General features: G+C 69.3%; 17 protein-coding genes and 1 pseudogene. 15 read left to right on the top strand and 3 right to left on the bottom strand.

Annotated features, from left to right (window positions below; translation table 11 throughout):
* Positions 1-64: 64 nt before the first annotated feature.
* From echA20 to H7I41_RS29075, 5 genes and pseudogenes are all read left to right on the top strand, one after another.
* The gene (echA20, locus tag H7I41_RS29095) at positions 65-829 is read left to right on the top strand and encodes a (7aS)-7a-methyl-1,5-dioxo-2,3,5,6,7,7a-hexahydro-1H-indene-carboxyl-CoA hydrolase (protein WP_264016126.1); all 765 of its coding nucleotides are present in this window, start codon (positions 65-67) and stop codon (positions 827-829) included.
* Positions 826-1704: a cholesterol ring-cleaving hydrolase subunit IpdA gene (ipdA, locus tag H7I41_RS29090; protein WP_264016125.1), complete on the top strand. Its 879-nt coding sequence runs from the start codon at positions 826-828 to the stop codon at positions 1702-1704. Before echA20 ends, ipdA begins: the two co-directional genes overlap by 4 nt.
* The gene (ipdB, locus tag H7I41_RS29085; RefSeq protein ID WP_264016124.1) at positions 1701-2462 is read left to right on the top strand and encodes a cholesterol ring-cleaving hydrolase subunit IpdB; all 762 of its coding nucleotides are present in this window, start codon (positions 1701-1703) and stop codon (positions 2460-2462) included. The genes ipdA and ipdB overlap by 4 nt, the downstream gene beginning before the upstream one ends.
* Positions 2459-3529, top strand: a complete 1071-nt coding sequence (ipdC, locus tag H7I41_RS29080; RefSeq protein WP_264016123.1) for a (3aS,4S,5R,7aS)-5-hydroxy-7a-methyl-1-oxo-octahydro-1H-indene-4-carboxyl-CoA dehydrogenase — start codon at positions 2459-2461, stop codon at positions 3527-3529. Before ipdB ends, ipdC begins: the two co-directional genes overlap by 4 nt.
* Before the next feature lie 132 nt (positions 3530-3661).
* A pseudogene (locus H7I41_RS29075) lies at positions 3662-4565 on the top strand (type IV toxin-antitoxin system AbiEi family antitoxin).
* A gap of 27 nt (positions 4566-4592) precedes the next feature.
* Here H7I41_RS29075 and H7I41_RS29070 read toward each other — a convergent pair.
* The gene (locus H7I41_RS29070; protein ID WP_264016121.1) at positions 4593-4796 is read right to left on the bottom strand and encodes a zinc-ribbon domain-containing protein; all 204 of its coding nucleotides are present in this window, start codon (positions 4794-4796) and stop codon (positions 4593-4595) included.
* 82 nt (positions 4797-4878) lie between these two features.
* Between H7I41_RS29070 and H7I41_RS29065 the strand changes: the two genes are divergently transcribed.
* The 10 genes from H7I41_RS29065 to H7I41_RS29020 all read left to right on the top strand — a co-directional run bounded on the left by H7I41_RS29065 (position 4879) and on the right by H7I41_RS29020 (position 19900).
* Entirely contained in the window at positions 4879-5991 is a 1113-nt protein-coding gene (locus H7I41_RS29065; RefSeq protein WP_264016120.1) for an NDMA-dependent alcohol dehydrogenase, read from the top strand.
* A 93-nt stretch (positions 5992-6084) separates the two neighbouring features.
* Entirely contained in the window at positions 6085-7389 is a 1305-nt protein-coding gene (locus H7I41_RS29060; RefSeq protein ID WP_264016119.1) for an MFS transporter, read from the top strand.
* A gap of 106 nt (positions 7390-7495) precedes the next feature.
* Positions 7496-8959, top strand: a complete 1464-nt coding sequence (locus tag H7I41_RS29055; RefSeq protein WP_264016118.1) for a condensation domain-containing protein — start codon at positions 7496-7498, stop codon at positions 8957-8959.
* Between the two features lie 17 nt (positions 8960-8976).
* Positions 8977-10368 (top strand): hypothetical protein, encoded by a 1392-nt coding sequence (locus H7I41_RS29050; protein WP_264016117.1) that lies wholly within the window; start codon positions 8977-8979, stop codon positions 10366-10368.
* Between the two features lie 97 nt (positions 10369-10465).
* Complete coding sequence (locus H7I41_RS29045) at positions 10466-11809, top strand: WS/DGAT/MGAT family O-acyltransferase (protein ID WP_264016116.1); 1344 nt, start codon at positions 10466-10468, stop codon at positions 11807-11809.
* 28 nt (positions 11810-11837) lie between these two features.
* Complete coding sequence (locus H7I41_RS29040; protein WP_264016115.1) at positions 11838-13190, top strand: hypothetical protein; 1353 nt, start codon at positions 11838-11840, stop codon at positions 13188-13190.
* A gap of 24 nt (positions 13191-13214) precedes the next feature.
* Positions 13215-14573, top strand: coding sequence for a WS/DGAT/MGAT family O-acyltransferase (locus tag H7I41_RS29035; protein WP_264016114.1), 1359 nt, complete (start codon positions 13215-13217; stop codon positions 14571-14573).
* Positions 14574-14694: 121 nt separating this feature from the next.
* Positions 14695-17637, top strand: coding sequence for an MMPL/RND family transporter (locus H7I41_RS29030; RefSeq protein WP_264016113.1), 2943 nt, complete (start codon positions 14695-14697; stop codon positions 17635-17637).
* A 182-nt stretch (positions 17638-17819) separates the two neighbouring features.
* Positions 17820-18851 (top strand): alpha/beta fold hydrolase, encoded by a 1032-nt coding sequence (locus tag H7I41_RS29025; protein WP_264016112.1) that lies wholly within the window; start codon positions 17820-17822, stop codon positions 18849-18851.
* A 227-nt stretch (positions 18852-19078) separates the two neighbouring features.
* Complete coding sequence (locus tag H7I41_RS29020) at positions 19079-19900, top strand: alpha/beta fold hydrolase (RefSeq protein ID WP_264016144.1); 822 nt, start codon at positions 19079-19081, stop codon at positions 19898-19900.
* Positions 19901-19919: 19 nt separating this feature from the next.
* Here H7I41_RS29020 and fadA6 read toward each other — a convergent pair whose 3' ends face one another.
* Together fadA6 and kstR2 are read right to left on the bottom strand one after the other, a co-directional pair.
* Complete coding sequence (fadA6, locus tag H7I41_RS29015) at positions 19920-21068, bottom strand: steroid 3-ketoacyl-CoA thiolase FadA6 (protein WP_264016111.1); 1149 nt, start codon at positions 21066-21068, stop codon at positions 19920-19922.
* Positions 21069-21070: 2 nt separating this feature from the next.
* On the bottom strand, positions 21071-21685 hold the full coding sequence (gene kstR2, locus H7I41_RS29010; RefSeq protein ID WP_264016110.1) for a TetR family transcriptional regulator KstR2: 615 nt from the start codon (positions 21683-21685) through the stop codon (positions 21071-21073).
* Positions 21686-21716 lie beyond the last annotated feature (31 nt).

The following is a 21716-nucleotide window of genomic DNA, read 5'->3' as shown; positions in this document are numbered from 1 at the left end:
GCTAGCGTACCAAGCAAGTGCTTGCTTAGGTAGCGACCCCTATGAAGTGCAGCAGGAGTCATTGATGACCATCACGTCCAAGACCGTCGAGCCGGGCATCGTCTCGGTCACCGTCGATTACCCACCCGTCAACGCGATCCCGTCGCGCGGCTGGTTCGAACTCGCCGACGTACTGACCGCGGCGGGCCGCGACACCGCGACCCACGTGGTGATCCTGCGCGCCGAGGGCAAGGGCTTCAACGCCGGCGTCGACATCAAGGAGATGCAGAAGACCGAGGGCTTCACCGCCCTCATCGACGCCAATCGCGGTTGCTACGAGGCATTCCGGGCGGTGTACGAGTGTGCCGTGCCGGTCGTCGCGGCCGTCAACGGATTCTGCGTCGGCGGCGGCATCGGGCTGGTCGGCAATGCCGACGTCATCGTCGCGTCCGACGACGCGACGTTCGGGCTGCCGGAAGTGGAGCGCGGCGCCCTCGGCGCGGCCACCCACCTCTCGCGGCTGGTGCCGCAGCACATGATGCGCCGGCTGTTCTTCACCGCAGCGAGGGTCGACGCGGCCACGCTGCACCACTTCGGCTCTGTGCACGAGGTGGTGCCGCGCGCGGACCTCGACGAGGCCGCGCTGCGCGTCGCACGGGACATCGCGTCGAAGGACACCCGCGTGATCCGTGCCGCGAAGGAAGCGCTCAACTTCATCGACGTGCAACCGGTGAACGCCAGGTACCGCATGGAGCAGGGCTTCACGTTCGAGCTGAACCTCGCGGGTGTCTCCGACGAGCACCGAGACGCCTTCGCGGGAACGAGCAAGAAGGACGGGGGGAAACAATGAGCGACAAGACAACGACGCTCGACGAGGCCGTCGCCTCGATCGAGAGCGGCATGACGATCGGCATCGGCGGCTGGGGATCCCGGCGCAAGCCGATGGCGCTGGTGCGGGCGCTGCTGCGCACCGATGTCACCGACCTCACCGTCGTCGCCTACGGCGGACCGGACCTCGGGCTGTTGTGCTCGGCGGGCAAGGTGAAGCGGGTCTACTACGGCTTCGTGTCGCTGGACTCCCCGCCGTTCTACGACCCGTGGTTCGCCAAGGCCCGGACGTCCGGCACGATCGAGGCCCGCGAGATGGACGAGGGCATGTTGCGCTGCGGCCTGCAGGCTGCCGCACAACGGCTGCCGTTCCTGCCGATCCGCGCCGGCCTCGGCAGCGACGTCCGGGCGTTCTGGGGCGACGAACTCAAGACGGTGCGTTCGCCTTATGCGACGGACGGGGCGTTCGAGGAGCTGGTCGCCATGCCGGCGCTGAACCTCGACGCTGCGCTGGTGCACATGAATCTCGGTGACGCCGCGGGCAATGCCGCCTACACCGGCATCGACCCCTACTTCGACGACCTGTTCCTGATGTCGGCCGAGCGCCGCCTGCTCTCGGTCGAGCGGGTGGTCGCCACCGATGAGCTGGTCAAAGCCGTTCCACCGCAGGCACTCCTGATCAACAGGATGATGGTCGACTCGGTGGTCGAGGCACCCAACGGCGCCCACTTCACCACCGCCGAACCCGACTACCGGCGCGACGAGAAGTTCCAGCGGCACTACGCCGAGGCCGCCGGGTCCGACGAGAGCTGGGCGGCATTCGTCGACACCTACCTGTCCGGCAGCGAGGACGACTACCAGGCCGCGGTGCGAGACTTCAAGGAGCGGAACGCATGACCAGCCAGACAACCTCCGCGACCCGAGCCGAGGTGTGCGCCGTCGCGTGCGCCGAATTGTTCCGCGACGCCGGCGAGATCATGGTCAGCCCGATGGCCAACATGGTGTCGGTCGGCGCCCGCCTGGCGCGGCTGACCTTCTCCCCCGACATCCTGCTGACCGACGGGGAGGCCCGCCTGCTGGCCGATACGCCCGCACTGGGCGCCACCGGCGCGATCGAGGGCTGGATGCCGTTCGGCCGGGTCTTCGAGACGCTGACCTGGGGGCGCCGGCACGTCGTGATGGGCGCCAACCAGATCGACCGGTACGGCAACCAGAACCTCTCGGCGTTCGGCCCGATCCAGCAGCCGAAGCGGCAGATGTTCGGCGTCCGCGGCGCACCCGGCAACACCATCAACCACGCCACCAGTTACTGGGTCGGCGGACACAGCACCCGGGTGTTCGGCGAGTCCGTCGACATCGTGTCCGGAATCGGCTGGGACAAGGTCGATCCCGAGAACCCCGCGTACCGGTTCACCAACGTGTTCCGGGTGGTGAGCAACCTCGGGGTGTTCGACTTCAACGGCCCGGACCGGCAGATGCGTGCGGTGTCGCTGCACCCCGGCGTCGACGCCGGCCAGGTCGCGGAGAACACCGCCTTCGAGGTGCACGGCCTCGATTCGGCCGAGCCGACGCGGCTGCCGACCGACGACGAGCTGCGCCTGATCCGAGAGGTGATCGACCCGAAGTCGCTGCGTGACCGGGAGATCCGGGCATGACTCGGCTCAAGACGCGGCTCACCGAGCTGGTCGGTATCGAACATCCGGTGGTGCAGACCGGCATGGGCTGGGTCGCCGGTGCGCGGCTGGTGTCCGCGACGGCCAACGCCGGCGGGCTGGGCATCCTGGCGTCGGCGACGATGACCCTCGACGAACTGCAGACCGCCGTGACCAAGGTCAAGGCGACGACCGACAAACCGTTCGGCATCAACATGCGCGCCGATGCCGGTGACGCGAACGAACGGGTCGACCTGCTCATCCGCGAGGGCGTCAAGGTGGCCTCGTTCGCGCTGGCCCCCAAGCCCGAGCTGATCGCCCGCCTCAAGGACGCCGGTGTGGTGGTGATCCCCTCGGTCGGCGCCGCCAAGCACGCCAAGAAGGTGGCCGGCTGGGGCGCCGACGCGGTGATCGTGCAGGGCGGCGAGGGCGGCGGACACACCGGCCCGGTCGCGACCACGCTGCTGCTGCCGTCGGTGCTCGACGCCGTCAAGGACACCGGCATGCCGGTGATCGCGGCCGGCGGGTTCTTCGACGGCCGCGGGTTGGCCGCGGCCCTGTCCTACGGCGCGGCCGGCGTGGCGATGGGCACCCGTTTCCTGCTGACGTCGGATTCGACGGTGCCCGAAGCGGTGAAGAGGCGCTACCTCGAGGCCGCACTGGACGGCACGGTGGTGTCGACCCGGGTGGACGGGATGCCGCACCGGGTGCTTCGCACCGGACTGGTCGAGAAGCTCGAGAGCGGTTCTCCCGTGCGGGGCCTGGCCGCAGCGGTCGGCAACGCGCAGAAGTTCAAGAAGATGACCCAGATGAGCTGGCGGTCGATGATCAGCGACGGTATGGCGATGCGGCACGGCAAGGACCTCACCTGGTCGCAGGTGGTGATGGCCGCCAACACCCCGATGCTGCTCAAGGCCGGCCTGGTCGAGGGCAACACCGATGCCGGTGTGCTGGCGTCGGGTCAGGTGGCCGGGATCCTCGACGACCTGCCGTCGTGCGCGGAGCTGATCGACACCATCGTCGGCGACGCCGTGAAACACCTGCAGGCCGCGGTCTCCTACGTGCAGTAACCGCTCGAGTGTGAACCTCACGACGTTCTCGGGTCGAAATCGTCGTGACGTTCACACTCGCGGCTCTCGACCTGTGGACAACTCCCTCACCTGACGCCGTCGGTGTCGGTGGCGGTCCGCAAGCTGCAACACATGTCCGCCCCGTGCCGCCCGATCGTCGGTGCCGAAGCCGTCGCAGCGAGGGTGATCCCGGAGCGGACGCTGCGCCGCCGATACCGGCAGCTCTATCCGGGCGTCTACGTGCCGGCGGGCTCCGAGCCGTCCGCACGTGAGCGCGCTGAGGCGGCCTGGCTGTGGTCCAAGCGCCGAGGGGTCGTCGCCGGCCTGTCTGCAGCAGCGATGCTCGGGACCAAATGGATCGACGGGCGGCAGCCGGCCGAGCTGGTCCACGACAACCGCAAGACACCGCCGATGCTGATCGTCCGTTCCGATGTACTCCTCGACGACGAGCGCATCGAGATCGACGGCATGGCGGTGACCGGTCCGGCGCGCACGGCCTTCGACATCGGGCGGCACACCATTCACCGCGTTCAGGCTGTTCAGCGGCTTGACGCGCTGGCCTCGGCCGCGAGGCTCGACCCTGCGGCCGTCGAGGCGCTGGCGGCGGCGCACCCCGGCGTGCGCGGCCTCCGGCGATTGCGCGCCGTCCTGCCACTGGTCGACGGCGGCGCCGAGTCGCCACAGGAGACCGTCGCGCGGCTCGCACTGGTCGATGCCGGGCTGCCTGCACCCCGAACCCAGGTCAACGTCTTCGACGAATGGGGGACGTTCGTCGCCCGGTTGGATCTGGCCTACGAAGGGGTCAAGGTCGGCATCGAGTACGACGGTCCGCAGCACTGGACGGACCCCGCCGTGCGACAACGGGACATCGACAAGCAGTTCGAGTTGACGGCACTGGGCTGGAACGTGATTCGTGTGAGCCGCGACCTGCTCCGCTACCGCCGCGACCTACGTGCTGCGGGTCGAGGAGGCGCTGCGGGCCCGCGGCTGGCCCGAGTGTGACCCTCACGACGTTTTCGGGCCGAAATCGTCGTGACGTTCACACTCGGCGACCGGGAGGACGCTAGACCGCGACGGCGGCGCCGCAGATGCCGCAGGCCTCGAAGTTCCGGCGGTTCCACCGGGCCACAGGCACGAAGAACAGCGTGAACTGCTTGAACTCCCGCATCCGTGCCCACTGCGTGGTGTTGTGGCAGCGCGGGCAGGTCCGCATCTCCCCCGCGCCGACGTGCTTCTGCTTGGTGCCGAAGCCGAAGATGAAGAGCATCACTTCACCCTGGGATTCGCGCGTTCCGTCGGTGTCACGCAAACGGCTATGCCCCGCGCTGCACGTTCCTACACTCGCCAGCATGAAGATGGACGCCGCGGTCCTGTGGGAAGTCAATGGCGATTGGACGGTCGAGGAGGTCGACCTCGACCCACCGCAGGACGGCGAGGTCCTGGTCTCGTTCGAGGCGACCGGCCTGTGCCACTCCGACCACCACGGCCGCACCGGCGACTTCCCCGGCCCGATGCCCGTGATCGGCGGGCACGAGGGCGCGGGCATCGTGCAGGAGGTCGGCCCCGGCGTTCGCGACCTGAAACCCGGCGACCACGTGGTGGCGTCGTTCCTGCCCGCCTGCGGCCGCTGCCGATGGTGCGCCAGCGGCAGGCAGAACCTGTGCGATCTGGGCGCGCTCATCCTCAACGGCACCCAGCTCGACGGCACCTACCGGCGACACATCGGCGACGTGGACGTCAACGTGGCGCTGCTGCTCGGCACGTTCGCCCAGTACGGCGTGGTCTCCGAGGCGTCGGTGGTCAAGATCGACGACGACCTGCCGCTGTCGCGGGCCTGCCTGATCGGCTGCGGCGTGACCACCGGCTGGGGCTCCGCGGTCAACACCGCGGACGTCCGGCCCGGCGACACCGTGGTGGTCATCGGCCTCGGCGGGGTCGGCAGCGGCGCGGTCCAGGGCGCCCGGTTGGCCGGCGCGGAGCGGATCGTCGTCGTCGACATCGTGGCCGACAAGCGGGAGAAGGCGCACGAGTTCGGCGCCACACACTTCGCGACGTCGATGGCGGAGGCCACCGCGCTGGTGGCGGACCTGACCAAGGGCGTCATGGCCGACTCGGCGATCCTCACCGTCGGGCTGGTCGAAGGGCCGATGATCGGCGAGGCCCTCGACATCATCCGCAAGGGCGGCGCGGTGGTGCTCACCGGCATCGCCGCGATGGCCGACGTGACGCCGACGCTGCCGATGGCGATGTTCACGCTCTTCCAGAAGCGGCTGCTGGGCAGCCTGTACGGCGAGGCCAATCCGCGCGCCGACATCCCGCGGCTGCTGAGCCTGTACCGGTCAGGACAGCTGCTGCTCGACGAGACCGTCACCCACGAATACAAGCTCGGCGAGATCAACGAGGCCTACGACGACATGCTGGCCGGGCGGATCATCCGCGGCGTCGTGGTGCACGACCACTAGCTGAGCGAAACGCGCACAACTCGCAGATCGCCCGCTACGCGGGTTGTGCGCGCAACCACGACGTGCGTCGGCGCCGCCCATAACTTGAGCCGCATGACCACACTGACCAGTCCGGCGTCAATGAAGCGCGTGGCCGTCGCGAGCTACGTGGGCTCGGCGATCGAGTACTACGACTTCTACGTCTACGGCACCGCCGCGGCGCTGGTGTTCCCCCGGGTGTTCTTCCCGCACCTCAGTACCACGATGGCGACGGTCGCGTCGATGGCCACCCTGGCGGCGGCGTTCGTCTCGCGTCCGGCCGGCGCTGCATTCTTCGGTCACTTCGGCGATCGGTTGGGCCGCAAGGCCACGCTGACCGCCACGCTGCTCATCATGGGCCTGTCGACGGTCGCGGTCGGGCTGGTGCCCGGCGCCGCGACCATCGGCGTGGCGGCGCCGGTGCTCCTGCTGGCATTGCGACTCGCGCAGGGCTTCGCCGTGGGCGGGGAGTGGGCGGGCGCCGCGCTGCTGGCCACCGAACACGCGCCGGCCGAAGCCCGCGGACGGTACGGCATGTTCACCTCGCTGGGCGCGGGCAGCGGGTTGACGTTGAGCAGCCTGGTGTTCCTCGCGGTCAACTCGACGATCGGCGAGACCAGCCACGCCTTCCTCGACTGGGCGTGGCGAGTGCCGTTCCTGTTCAGCATCGTCCTGGTCGCGGTCGCCCTGTACGTACGCCTCAACGTCGCCGAGACGCCGGTGTTCGCCGAGCAGCTGTCCCACGACGGGCCCGCGAGGACTCCCGTCGCCGACCTGTTCACCCATCAGCGCCGTGAGGTGCTGCTGGCCGCGGGCAGCATGGTCGGGTTCTTCGCATTCGGCTACATCGCGAACGCGTACCTGACCGGTTATGCCCATACCGGGCTTGGCTTCTCACCTGACCTGATCCTGGGCATCAACGTTCTCGGCGGTGTCACGGCGATGACGTTCTGCGCACTGGCGGCGACAGCCTGCGACCGCTTCGGGCGCCGCCGCGTCATCATGGGTGCGTTCGCCGCGGGCGTGCCGTGGGCAATCGTGCTCTTCCCGCTCGTCGACACCGGCGACACCGTCTGGTACACCGTGGCGATCGTCGGCACGTACGCGATCGCGGGTGCGGCGTACGGCCCGATGGGGGCCTTCATCACCGAGACGTTCGCGACCCGGTACCGGTACAGCGGCGCGGGTCTGGCACTCAACATCGCCGGGCTGGTCGGTGGCGCGATACCCCCGCTGATCGCCGCACCGCTGACCGCCACCCTCGGCGCCGTCGGGATCGGCACCCTGCTCGGTGTCCTCGTCGTCACCAGCCTCGTCAGCACCTACCTGCTGCCCGAGACGATGGGCGCCGCGCTGAGCACAACGCACGAAAGCAGTTAATCGCCCACTTCGCGACTAGTGCGCACAAGCGAGCCACAGCTCATCGAGCGTCCTAGGTTCAGACCAGAAGCACACGCAAACGCACTCGGAGTCAGGGAGATTCGACATGGTCGCACTGGGCAACATCAATGGCTGGCAGCCGTCGAACGGCCCGGTCACCACGTGGATGGCCTCACCCGCCTCGCGCGCCGCCGCCCTGACCGCCGGCCGCAGCGACATCCCGCCGACCTACCAGCGGGCCCATCACCTCCAGAAGGCCTACGACAGCAAGGCGACCGGCAGGCAGCTCCCCCGCCTGATGGTGGTGGCCTGGGATGTCCACGGCGTCTGCGACATCGCGGCGATGACGACAGCGATCAACGCGCACGTCCGCAGGCACGACGCCTACCACGACTGGTTCGAGTACCAGGACGGCGCCTTCGTGCGCCGGATGATCGAGGATCCTGAGGCCATTGATCTCGTGCCGGTGGAGTTCGGCTACATGAACGAAGGCCAGGTGCGCACGCACGCGCTGACGACGACACCCGAGACCCTGCAGTGGGATTGCTTTACCTTCGGCATTGTGCAGCACGCCGGGCACTTCACGTTCTACGCCAGCATCGACCACCTCCACATCGACGGCGTCTCCGCCGGGCTGATCTTCTTCGACATCCACCTGCTCTACCACCACCTCGCATCGGGCGGCGGGCAGGTGGACGGCGAACTCGCCCCGGTGAGCAGCTACCGCGACTTCGCCGTCCGCCAGCACGCCGCGCTGGACGCCATGACCGAGTCCTCGACCGAGGTGCAGGAGTGGATCGACTTCGCGCAGGACGCCGACGGCGACTGGCCGAGTTTCCCCCTGCCGATCGGTGACACCCACGGCGACAACACGGGCAGCTTCGTGACGGTCGAGATGCTGAACGACACCGCCACCGAGGCGTTCGACACCGCGTGCCGGGCCGCAGGCGCGCGCTTCGTCGGCGGCATGATGGCCTGCGCCGCAATGGCCGAGCGTGAACTGGCCGGAACCGAGACCTTCCGCGGCTTCACGCCGTATGACACCCGCACGCCGGGCGTCGACGCGATGACGGTGGGCTGGTTCGCCAGCCTGTTCCCCGTCACCGTCCCGGCAGCGAGCCGCGTGTTCTCCGATGCGGCACGGGCGGCACAGGCATCGTTCGACGCGGCCAAACACCTCGCCGGCGTGCCGATCGACCGCGTGCTCGAACTGGCGGCAGCGGCAGGCATCGAGATCAAGGCACCGAAACGGCCGCTGATGATGCTGTCGTACATGGACTTCCGCAAGATCCCGGTCGCCGCCCTGTGGGACGAGACCAACTTCGGCACCTACGGCGACAACCTGAACTACGGCGAGATCAACATCTGGATCAACCGGCACGCCACCAAGACCACGATCACCGTGTCGTATCCGGACAACGCCGTCGCGCGAAAGTCGGTGCACCGCTACATCGCGACCCTGAGCCGGGCGTTCGCCGATGCCGCTCAGACCACCGCGGAGTGGATCGAGCAGGTCGCCCATCACGCCAACACGAGTGACTCGTGCGTCGTGTGCACGGGCGCGAACTGACAGGAACGGAACAAGACATGGACGCCGAAGAGAAGACCAACGTACTCGACCTGGTGGACCACACCATCTTCAGCCTCGAGCGGGCCGCCGGGACCACCAGCCTCATCCAGTGCGTGTGGGCGTACGACCGGCCGGTCGACATCGCCGGACTGCGGCGGTTCCACCACCATCTGCAGCGGGGCCGGCTGGCGCGTCGCATCGAGGTCTCCCCGCTGCCGTTCGGCCGGTACCGCTGGGTCTCCCCCGGCGGGCACTCCGGGTTGGAGGTCGTCGCGACGCCGCGGCCCCGGGCCGCGTTCGACGGCTGGCTTACCGAGCAGGCCGAGGCCGCCCTGGATGCCGAACACGGACCCGGGTGGCACCTCGCCGTGCTGCCGTTCACCGACGGCGGCACCGGGATCAGCCTGGCCGTCTCACACTGCCTCACCGACGCCGTCGGCCTGTGCGAAGCGGTCGCGGACGCGGCCTCCAGCGCCGCCACCACACTGAACTGGCCCCCGGCACAGTCGCGTACGCGCTGGCGCGCCATCCGCGAGGACGCCGGCCAGACCCTTCGCGACGTGCCGGGTATCGCTCGCGCCGCCGCCGCCGCGGCCCGGTTCATCAGAAGTAGCTCCGGCGCAGCAGAGCAGGCCGACGCGCCGGTCGCCCCCGCGGCGGAGGTCGATGAACCCGTCACCGTCCCCTCGGCCACGGTCTTCGTCGACGCCGCCGACTGGGATGCCCGCGCAGCATCACTCGGAGGCACCAGCAACACGCTGCTCGCGGCCGTCGCCGCCCGCCTCGCCCAGCGGGTGGGCCGCGTCGCGGCGGACGGTTCGGTCACCCTGACGATGCCGATCAGCCGGCGGTGCGCCGGCGACACCCGCGCCAACGCGATCACCAACGTCGACATCGTCGTCGACCCCGCACCCACGGCGACGGATCTGCGCCCGATCCGCACCGCGACGAAGCGGGCGCTGACACGCTCGGCAGATCAGCCGGACGAGCGGTGGACACTGCTGCCGCTCATTCCCCTCACCCCTGAGCGCCTCCGCAGGCAATGGGTGGGCGCCGCCACCAACAGCGCGGCGAGCGTGGGCGCATCGAATGTCGGCCTCGTCGCTGCGGCCGTCAATCGTCCCGACGGCACCGACGCCGACCACTTCGCCATGCGATCGCTGCAGTCGGGGATGACCACCGCGATGCTGCACCGGCAGGGCGGCGTGCTGTCGGTGCTGTCCGGACGCGCGGGCGACCGGGTCTTCATCTCGGTGGTGGGCTATCAGCCGCAGCAGCCGGGCTCGGATGAATCGCTGCAACAGCACATCTCGGACACACTCCGCGATTTCACGCTGACGCCGACCGCTGGATGGCACCGGGCGCCGGCCGCCGCGCAGAATGCGCACAACCGCGGGAATCGAGACTAATCCCGACTATCGCCCACAAGCGCGACCCGGGGACCAGACCGCCGTAGGTTCGAAATCACTTGAACGAAACCGGTTCACCGGAAGGGACTTACGGAACATGAGCAACGTCCTCGATCTCTACGACCAGACGACCTTCGCCGGTGAGCGCGCGACCGGCACCACCAACATGCTGCAGTGCATCTGGATGTACGACCGCGCCCTCGACACCGACGGGCTCCACCGCTTCTACCGCAACCTCCGTCAGGGTCGGCTGTCGCGCCGCATCGAACCGTCTCCCCTCCCGTTCGGCCGCCACCGCTGGGTGTCGGCGAGCGGCCGCTCCACCCTCGAGATCGCCGAGACGCCACGGCCGCGGGCAGATCTCGACGCGTGGCTGGGTGAGCAGACCGCGACCGTCCTCGACGCCGAGGACGGACCCGAATGGCACCTCGCCGCCCTGCCGTTCACCGACGGCGGCGCCGCCGTGAGCCTGGTCATCTCCCACTGCCTGACCGACGGTGTCGGGCTGTGCGAGGCGCTGGCGGACGCGGCGTGCGACCGCCCCGACCCGATCGCCTGGCCGGCCGCCGGTGCGCGGCCGCTGTGGAGGGCACTGGCCGAGGACGTCCGCCAGACCGCACGCGACATCCCCGCCGTCGGCCGCGCCGCCGTCTCCGCAGCACGCTTCGCCACGCGCAGCAGTGCCTGCGACGCACCGGCCGCCGCGCCCTGCACCGGGTCCGACCAGCCCATCGCCTTCCCGAAGGCCACCGTCTTCATCGACGCCGACGACTGGGACACCCGCGCCGAGTCGCTCGGGGGCACCAGCAACGGGCTGCTCGCCGGCCTGGCGGCACACCTGGCCCAAGGAATGGGACGCGTCAACCCTGATGGCGCAGTCGATCTGACGTTGCCCGTCAACCGGAGGGAGGCCGGTGACACCCGCGCCAACGCGATCACGAACGTCGACTTCACCGTCGACCCCGCACCGGTCGCGAGCGATCTGCGAGGAATCCGGGCGTCGATCAAGCAGGCGTTGACCCGCTCACAGGAGGAGCCGAACGAACGGTTCGAACTGCTGCCCCTGGCTCCGCTGCTCCCGCAGTGGCTCATCAGGAAGGTGGTGAGCGTGTCGGCCGGCAGCCCCACCAGCGTCGTCTCGTCGAACCTCGGCGAGATCGACCCGGCCGCCCACCGGCCGGACGGCACACCCGCCGACCGCTTCGTCATGAGGTCACTGGGCAAGGGCGTGACCGAGGCGGTCATGCACCGTCTCGGTGGCCTGCTGGTGCTGCTGTCGGGACGCACGGACGACACCGTCTTCGTCTCGGTGCTCTCCTACCAGCCGGGCCGGGACAACTCGAACGACGTCCTCCACGAGCACATCTCGAATGCCCTCAACGACTTCGGCCTCACCGCCTCGTTCGCATGGCCGGCCGGACTGTCCCGACTCTCCGCATAACCCACGACTCAGAAAAGGAACGACGACGATGAGCAACCTACTCGACCTGGTCGACCAGGCGGTCTTCGACTTCGAACGGGCCACCGGCGCCAACAGCCGCGGCCAGGTGGTCTGGATCTACAACCGTGCCGTCGACATCGACGGTGTGCGCCGGTTCCACCACCACCTCGCCAACGGCAGGCTGTCCCGCCGCATCGAACGTTCGCCGCTGCCCTTCGGCCGGCACCGCTGGGCCTCGAGTGCGCAGTCGGACCTCGAGATCGTCGAGAGCCCGCGCCCCCGTGCGGAATTCGATGCGTGGCTCGCCGAGCAGGCGAACCGTCCGCTGGACATCGAGCACGGGTCCCCATGGCATCTCGCCGTGCTGCCCTTCACCGACGGCGGAGCCGGTGTCAGCCTGGTCGTCTCGCACACCGTCGCCGACGGCATGGGCGGCTGCCTGGCCATCATGGAGGCCGCGTCGGGCTACGACAGCGCGATCGACGCGCCCGCGGCCGGCTCACGCCGGCGCTGGCGGGCGGTGCGCGAGGACGCTCGTCAGGCCGTGCGCGACGTCCCGGCAGTCCGCCGGGCCCTGGTCGCCGCAGCGCGTTCGGCCCGCGCAGCCCGTCGCGACCGCGCCGGTGCCGGAGCACCCACCCCGCCGTCGCCGACCAAGGGTGCGGAGGAACTCATCACCCTCCCGACTGCGACCATCTTCGTCGACGCCGACGACTGGAATGCCCGCGCCGCCGAACTGGGCGGCACCGGCAACTCACTGCTCGCCGGCGTCGCCGCCCGGCTCGCCGAACGGGCCGGACGGGTCACCGCCGAGGGTTCGGTCACGTTGGGGGTGCCCGTCAACCAGCGGACCGCCGACGACACCCGCGCCAACGCGGTCACCAACGTCGACGTCACGGTCGACGCGACGCGTGCGACCACGGACCTGCGCGAGATCCGGTCGGCGACGAAGCAGGCGCTGATCCATCGCCAGGACACGCCCGACGAGCGGATGGCGCTGCTGCCACTGGTTCCGCTGCTGCCCAAACGGCTCGTCCGGCGCTGGGTGAATGTGTACACGCCCAGCACCACCAGCGTGGCCTCGTCCCAGCTCGGCGCGGCGCCCTCGATCGTCGCCAGCCCGGACGGCACCGCGGCCGACTACATGTCCCTGCTGTCGGTCTGCCCGGGCGTCACCAAGGCGACCGTGCAGCTGTCCAACGGGATGATGGCGCTGATCTCGGCGGAGGTGAACGGACGGGTGTTCGTCTCGGTCCTCGCCTACCAGCCCGGCAGCGTCACCACCAACAGCGGACTGCGCCAGACCCTTTCGCTCATCATGGACGACTTCGCACTGCCCGCCACCATCGGCTGGCCCACCACCGCGCCCGCAACGCACTGACCGAACAGACAGACAGGAAAGATCATGGACACCACACTCGGCCTCTTCGACCAGGCCTTCTTCACCGGCGAACGCGTCACCGGCGCCACCGGTCTGCTGCAGACCGTCTGGGTCTACGACCGCGCGATCGACCTCGACGGTGTGCGCCGGTTCCACCACCACCTGCAGCGCGGCCGAATCTCCCGCCTCATCGAACGCTCACCGCTGCCGTTCGGGCGGTACCGCTGGGTCGCGGCCGACACCCACTCGGACCTCGAGATCGTCGCGACCCCGCGGCCGCGCGAAGAGTTCGACGAGTGGCTGCGCGAGCAGGCCGGCACTCCGCTGGATGCCGAGCACGGCCCCGCATGGCACCTCGCCGTGCTCCCGTTCACCGACGGCGGAGCCGGTGTGAGTCTACTGATCTCGCACAGCCTGACCGACGGTGTCGGGCTGTTCCGGGCACTGGCCGACGCGGCGTGCGGTCGTGACGACACCATCGCCTGGCCCGCCGCCGGCTCGCGTGCGCGATGGCGGGCGGTCCGCGAGGACGCCCGCCAGACCGCCCGCGACGTCCCCGCCATCGGCCGCGCCATCGTCACCGCCGCACGCATGGCCCGGCGGGCCCGCACCGCCGGCCAGGGGACAGCCGCGGCGCAGACCACCGGCCCGGCCGGGCAGTTCACCGGAGACGACGAGGCCATCACGCTGTCGACGGCGACGGTCTTCGTCGACGCGGCCGACTGGGACGCCCGTGCAGCATCACTCGGCGGCACCAGCAACAGCATGCTGGCGGCGGTCGCCGCGGGTCTGGCCCAACGCGCGGGGCGAATCACCGCCGACGGTGCGGTCACGGTCGGGATGCCCGTCAACGAGCGCACGGCCGACGACACCCGCGCCAACGCCGTGACCAATGTCGACTTCACGGTCGACCCCGCGCTCGCGACAACCGATCTGCGCGCCATCCGCGCCGCCACCAAGCAGGCGATCACGCAGCGCGAGGAGAATCCCGACGAGCGCTGGGTGCTGCTACCCCTGGTGCCGCTGATCCCCCGCTGGCTGCTCAAGCGGATGGCCGGGGTGGCCGCCGGAGCCGCAACGGGTGTCGTCGCATCCAACCTCGGTGAGGTCGACCCCGACGTCTACCGGCCCGACGGCACCGCCGCCGACAGCTTCGTCATCAAGTCCAACTGCCCCGGCATGACCCGCTCGCTCATGCACCGCACGGGCGGCATGATGGCCATGCTCGCGGGACGGGTGGGCGGACGGATCTTCCTCTCGGTCGCCGGCTACCAGCCGGGCCGGACCAACTCGACCGCCGAGGTGCGCCGGCAGCTGGCGGACACGTTGAGCGACTTCTCGCTCACCGCCGTCGACACCTCACCGGCACCGGTGGCCCGCTGAGCGCAATGCGCACAACACCGTAAACGTCGCTTGTCGCGACTAAGGCTCACAAGCGCGACCGGGGGGTACATGGCGCCATACCTTCGCTCTACCAGCACATACCGCAGCGAAAGGTCGCACCGTGTTCACAAAGTCCGGCACCCACAGGGCCGAGTCCAAGCCATCCGGTGACGCGTTCTCCGCGCTGGGCCGGTTCGTCGTACGCGCGCCGTGGGTCATGATCGGCGCCTGGGTCGCGCTGTTGATCGTGCTGAGCGTGTTCTGCACTCCGCTGGCGAAGGTGGTGCAGAGCCAGCAGGTTCAGCCGCTGCCGCCCGCGGCGATGGCGGCGACCAATCAGATGGCCAAGGAATTCGGCGAGTCCGCCCAGAACATCATGGTCGTCGTCCTCACCGACAAGGACAAGAAGGACCTCGGGCCCGCCGACGAGGCGACCTACCGCGAGGTGGCCACCACGCTGCGCGCCGACACCGACCAGGTGGCGAGTGTGCAGGACTACCTCACCACGCCGCCGCTGCGTCAGCTGATGGTCAGCAAGGACAATCAGGCGGCGTACATGGCGGTGATCCTCAAGGCGCCTGCCGGCTCGCCCGAGTCGTCGGCCGCCTACAAGCAGATCACCGAGACCGTCAAGCACACCACCGAAGGCACCGGGCTGTCCGCCGACGTCACCGGCCAGGCCGCGATGATGGGCGACCTGTCGAACATCGGTGAGCACGACATGCACATGATCGAACTGGCCACCATGATCCTGGTGCTCTCGATCCTGCTGGTGATCTACCGGCGGCCCGTCACGGTGTTGCTGCCGCTGATCGTGATCGGCGTCTCGGTGACGGCGGCCGAAGGCGCGGTCTCGGCGCTGACCCACGCGGGCCTCAGCGTCTCGCTGTTGACGATGGTGCTGATGACCACGATGGTGGCCGGCGCGGGCACCGACTACGCCGTCTTCCTGATCAGTCGCTACCACGAGTACATCGGTGACGGAATGGATTCCGACGCCGCGGTGCGCAAGGCGCTGAGCTCGATCGGCAAGGTCATCGCCGCGTCGGCGGCCACCGTCGCGGTCACCTTCCTCGGCATGATCTTCGCCAAACTGCCCTGGTTCACCAGTGTCGGCCCGGCCCTCGCCGTCTCGATCGCCGTCGCCCTGCTGGCAGCGATCACCCTGCTGCCCGCGGTGCTCGTGCTCGCAGGCAGGCGCGGCTGGGTGAAGCCGCGGCGCTCACTGACCGGCAGGTTGTGGCAGCGCTCGGCCGTGCACATCGTCCGCAAGCCCAAGATCCACCTGGCGGCCAGCCTGGTGGTGTTGATCTCGCTCGCGAGCTGCGCGGCGTTCCTGCATCCCACGTTCAACGACCGGCTGCAACTCCCGCAGTCGGCGGAGAGCAACGTCGGCTTCTCGGCGATGCAGGACCACTTCTCGACGAGTGCCCTGCTGCCGCAGTACATCTACATCCACTCGCCGCACGACCTGCGGACCGCGCAGAGTCTCGCGGACATGGAGCAGATGGCACAACGGGTGTCCCAGCTGCCGAACATCGCCGCGGTGCGCGGTATCACCCGACCCGACGGCAAGCCACTGGACCAGACCAAGCTGAGCTACCAGGCCGGCCAGGTCGGCGACGCGCTGCACGGCGCATCGACGCAGATCTCGGACAAGGACCGCGATCTCGATGCGCTGACCAGCGGCGCCGACCAGTTGGCCGCCACCCTGGCCTCGGTGCGCGATCAGGTGCACAGTGCCAGTGGCTCGGTCAGTGGGCTCACCTCGACACTGGGCCAGGTGCAGGGTCAGCTCAACACCGCGGCCAACCTGGTCGATTCGATTCGCGGGATGGCGAATTCGAGTACCGCGGCACTCACCCAGGCCTCCGGGACGGTGAATCAGGTGCAATCTGAACTGAACGGGCCGCAGTGCACCGCCAATCCGCTGTGCAGCGCCGGGCGCTCCGCTCTGGGCCAGGTGATCCCCGCCGGGAACTCGACGGCTGCGCCGGGCATGCTCTCGACGGTGCAGAATCTGACCGGCCAGTTGGACACCGCGATCAACACGCTGCGCAACGCGGCCGGCGGTGGCGCCGCGACCATCCAGTCCGAGGTGTCCCGGGTGCAGAGCGGCGCCGACCAGTTGGCCGACGGCAGTGCGAAACTGGCCGCGGGCGTGCACACGCTCGTCGACCAGACCAAGAAGATGGGTGCGGGCCTGAACCAGGCGTCCGACCTGCTGCTGTCGATGAAGCAGAACGCGACGTCGCCCGCCATGGCCGGCATGTACATCCCCAGCCAGGTGCTCGACTCGAACGACTTCAAGAAGGCGGCGCAGCTGTTCATCTCACCCGACGGGCATTCGGCGCGGTACACGGTCGAGACGACGTTCGACCCGTTCAGCACCCAGGCGATGGACCAGGTGTCGTCGATCCTGGACACCGCCCGCGGTGCACAGCCCAACACCTCACTCTCGGACGCCACCATCTCGATGGTCGGCACCACCGCGATGTACAGCACGATCCGCAGCGACTACAACAGCGACGTCGAGCTGATCATCGCCGTCACGCTGGCCGTGGTGTTCATCATCCTGGTGCTCCTGCTGCGGGCGCTGGTGGCGCCGCTGTACCTCATCGTGTCCGTGGTGCTGTCCTTCCTCTCGGCGATGGGCACGGGGGTGCTGTTCTTCCAGGTCCTGCTCGGTCAGTCGATCCACTGGAGTGTCGCGGCGACGGCGTTCATCGTGCTGGTGGCCGTCGGTGCGGACTACAACCTGCTGTTGATCACCCGAATCCGCGAAGAGTCGGGCTCGGGGATCCGCACCGGCATCATCCGGGCCATCCGGTCCACCGGTGGTGTCATCACCTCAGCCGGGATCATCTTCGCCGCATCGATGTTCGGTCTGCTGTTCGGCAGCCTCACCACCATGATGCAGACCGGGTTCATCATCGGTGTCGGCCTGCTGATCGACACCTTCGTGGTGCGGACGATCACCGTGCCTGCCCTGGCCACGCTGCTGGGGCCGGCGAACTGGTGGCCGGCGAGGCCGGGCACGGCGGCGGCCCGGCACCGGAGGTGAACGAGTCGGCCGGATAGCCGGTCACAGCACAGGAGGGCCGCCACCAGGCGGCCCTCCTTTCGTGCGTCGAGCGCAATGCGCAGAAGCGCGGTTTCGCCGTAAACGTGGGTTGTAAGCACAAGCGCGACGGCGTGATACGAGGAGCCTACGTTCGAGACATCAACGATGTCGAGGAGCCCACCATGTCGATCGCACCCGAGGACGAGCTGTCGCCCAATGCTTTTCGATCCGGCACGCCGGGTGGCGACGGCCCTGTCGAGCGGATCGTCGTCACGAGTGACGGCGTGCGGTTGTCGGTGCATGACCACCGTGCCGACCAGGCCGACGCACCGACGGTCGTCCTGCTGCACGGTCTCCTCTTGTCGCAGCAGAGTTGGTCTCCCCAGGTGCGCCGGCTGCGCCGTAGGTGGGGCGGCAGGGTCCGCATCATCACCTACGACCACCGCGGCCACGGCCGCTCGGCCGCCGCCCCGATGCCGACCTACCGGATCGACCGGCTGGCAGCCGATCTCGCCGAGGTCCTGGCCACATCGGACATCACCGGCCCGCTCACGATCGCCGGCCACTCGATGGGTGGGATGACGGCGCTGGCCTACCTTGCCCGGCCCGCCGCCGACCGCCCCGTCAGTCCGCGCGCCCTCGTCCTGGTCGGCACCGCCGCGGGCGGACTGTCCGGACGCGGCCTGCCGCGCCTGCTGGCGACACCCGCCACCGGAGCCCTGTTCGGACTCGTCCGCCGCATGCCTGCGGTGGACACGGCCGTCCAGGCGCTCATGCGGCCGCTGGGCGACGCACTCGGGATGTTCGCCGGCGACCACACCACGGTCAGCGGCGTGACCGCTGCCGCCGTCAGCCGGACACTGCTGAGCACGGCGGCGGGCTTCCTGCCGAGCCTGCGGAGCTACGACGTGACCCGGTCCCTCGGGTCGATCGCCGCAAGGACGTTCGTCATCAGCGGCGGCGCCGACATCCTCACCCCGGCCGCACACTCCCGTGAGATCGCCGCCGCCATCCCGGGCGCGGTCCATCTGCACCACCCCACCGCCGGGCACCTGCTGCTGCAGGAGGCCGCCGAGTGCGTCAGCGACGTCGTCGGCCGCGCCATGGAGATGCGCCGCGCAACCTCGGATTTCGCGCCAGGCAGGAAGAAGCGGCACCTGACGCTCGTCGCGCACAATGCACAGAACGCGGACATCGCTGCTTGTGGCCGGTAGTGCGCACAAGCGAGAAACATTGCCGGACAACACTTAGCGTGAGAGCTGATCGAACAGCGTTCCCCTCGAGGGGAACCCGCACGAATCGGAGCAACCGCATGAACGCCATCAAGAGCCTGCTGGTCGGCGCAGCCGCGTGCGCAGCCTTTGCGGCGGCCCCGGCCGTCGTGTCGCTGCCCGGGCGTGACGCCCAGCCGGCCGCCGTGATCAGCGCGGCCGACGAGCGGCTGAAGACCATGACGTTGCATGGTGACCGCCTGGCGTACCGCGACGAGGGCACAGGCGATGTGCTGCTGCTGGTGCACGGTATGGGCGGAAGTTCCAACACCTGGAGCGCGGTGATCCCGCTGCTCGCAGGCAAGTACCGTGTCATCGCGCCGGATCTGCTGGGCCACGGTTCATCCGACAAGCCGCGCGGCGACTACTCGGTGGGCGCCTTCGCGGTACTGCTCCGCGATTTCCTGGACGCACTCGGCGTCTCGCGCGTCACTGTCGTCGGCCACTCGCTCGGTGGCGGCATCGCGATGCAGTTCGCCCATCAGCACGGCGAGTACTGCGACCGGATGGTGCTGATCAGCAGCGGCGGTTTCGGCGACGACGTCGGCCGCGTGCTGCGCCTGCTGTCGCTGCCGGGCGCCGAACTGGTCCTGCCGGTCGTCGCATCACGGGCTGCTGTCTTCGCCGGCAACGCGGTGCGTGCGCTGACGGGATCCTCCGACCGCTTCACCGCCCGCCCGTCGCTCTCGGACCGGGATCACCGGCAGGCCTTCCTACGGACCCTGCGATCGGTCGTGGACTTCCGCGGTCAGGCGGTGTCCGCCCTGAACAAGCTGTGCGACACCATGCCTGCGCTGATCATCAGCGGCGACGACGACCGGGTCATCCCCGTCGAGCATGCCCGCGCAGCTCACCGGCTGCTGCCGAACAGCCGGCTGCACATCATGCCCGGCGTGCACCACCATCCGCCGACCGAACGGCCCGAGACGGTGGCCGGCCTGATCGACGAGTTCGTCGCCGCTGCCGCCGCGGACATGCCCGTCGCGGCCTGACCACTCCCGGCGAGCGGGACTAGAGGCGCTCGATGATGGTGACGTTGGCGGTGCCGCCGCCCTCGCACATCGTCTGCAGGCCGTAACGGCCGCCGGTGCGCTCGAGCTCGTTGAGCATCGTGGCGAACAGCTTGGCGCCGGTGGCGCCGAGCGGGTGGCCCAGTGCGATGGCGCCGCCGTTGGGGTTGACCTTCTCCGGGTCGGCCTTGGTCTCCTTGAGCCACGCGAGCACCACGGGCGCGAAGGCCTCGTTGATCTCGACGACGTCGATGTCGTCGATCGACAATCCCGTCTTCTCCAGCGCGTAGCGGGTGGCGGGGATGGGGCCGGTGAGCATGAACACCGGGTCGGCGCCGCGAGCGCTGATGTGGTGGATGCGGGCGCGCGGGGTCAGATTGTGCTCCTTGACGGCCTGCTCCGATGCGAGCAGCACCGCGCTCGCGCCGTCGGAGATCTGGCTGGCCACCGCGGCGGTCAGCCGGCCGCCCTCGGCGAGCGGCTTGAGCGAAGCCAGCTTCTCCAGCGTCGACTCCCGCGGGCCCTCGTCGATGCGGAAGTCCCCCACGGCGAGGATCTCGTTCTCGAAGTGACCGCCGCGGATCGCGGCGAACGCCCGCTGATGGCTGGTGTAGGCGAACTGCTCCATCTCCTCGCGGGAGATGTCCCACTTCTCGGCGATCATCTCCGCGCCGCGGAACTGCGAGATCTCCTGGTCGCCGTAGCGGTGCCGCCAGTTCTCCGATTCGCCGGTGGGCGAGGTGAATCCGAACTCCTTGCCGACCACCATCGCCGACGCGATCGGGATCTGGCTCATGTTCTGCATGCCGCCGGCCAGGATGACGTCCGCCGTTCCGGACAGGATCGCCTGCGCGCCGAACGAAATGGCCTGCTGGCTGGATCCGCACTGCCGGTCGACCGTGACGCCGGGGACCTCCTCGGGGTAGCCGGCGGCCAGCCAGGCGTTGCGGCCGATGTTGCCCGCCTGTCCGCCGATGGCGTCGACGCAGCCGACGATGACGTCGTCCACCGCGCCGGGGTCGACGTCGTTCCGGTCGAAGATGCCGCGGAACGCGTGCACCCCGAGGTCGATCGGGTGCACGCCGGCGAGCGAACCGCCGCGCTTGCCGACGGGGGTGCGCACAGCGTCGATGACGTACGCCTCAGCCATGTTCAGCTCTCTTTCGTGGTGTTCGTTGTGCCCGCGACGGTGATGCCGCCGAGGACGATGTCGAGGTATTGCCGGCCGACCTCCTGGGCGGTGAGCGGTCCGCCGGGCTGATACCAGCGCACCGAGACCCAGGTGGTGTCGCGGATGAAGCGGTAGACCAGGTCGACGTCGAGGTCGGGGCGGAAGCAGCCCTCCTCGATGCCCTGGTTGAGCACGCTCATCCACATCCTGCGCTGCTCCTTATTGCGCTCCTCGACGTAGGAGAAGCGCGGGTGCGCGGAGAGTCGTTTGGCCTCGTCCTGGTAGATGACCACCTGCGCATGGCGGTGCTCGATCGCCTCGAACGACGCCATGAACAGCCCCTTGAGCCGTTCGAGCGGAGTGGGTTCGGTGTCGACGATCTGCTGGTAGCGGTCGAACAGCCAGTCCAGGAATCCGCGCAGCACCTCGTCGACCATCTCCTCCTTGGAGGCGAAGTGGTGATAGAGGCTGCCGGAGAGGATTCCCGCCGAGTCGGCGATGTCGCGCACGGTGGTGGCCCGCAGCCCGCGGTCGGCGAACATCGTCGCGGCGAGCTCGAGCAGCTCCTCGCGACGCGTCGGCGCCACCCTGTCCATCAGTGCAGACTACCAACCAAGCACTTGCTAG

This window comes from [Mycobacterium] manitobense (assembly GCF_025821665.1).
Lineage (GTDB): Bacteria > Actinomycetota > Actinomycetes > Mycobacteriales > Mycobacteriaceae > Mycobacterium > Mycobacterium arseniciresistens.
Note: the sequence above shows the minus strand (reverse complement) of the source record. Positions and strands in the feature narration are given on the sequence as shown.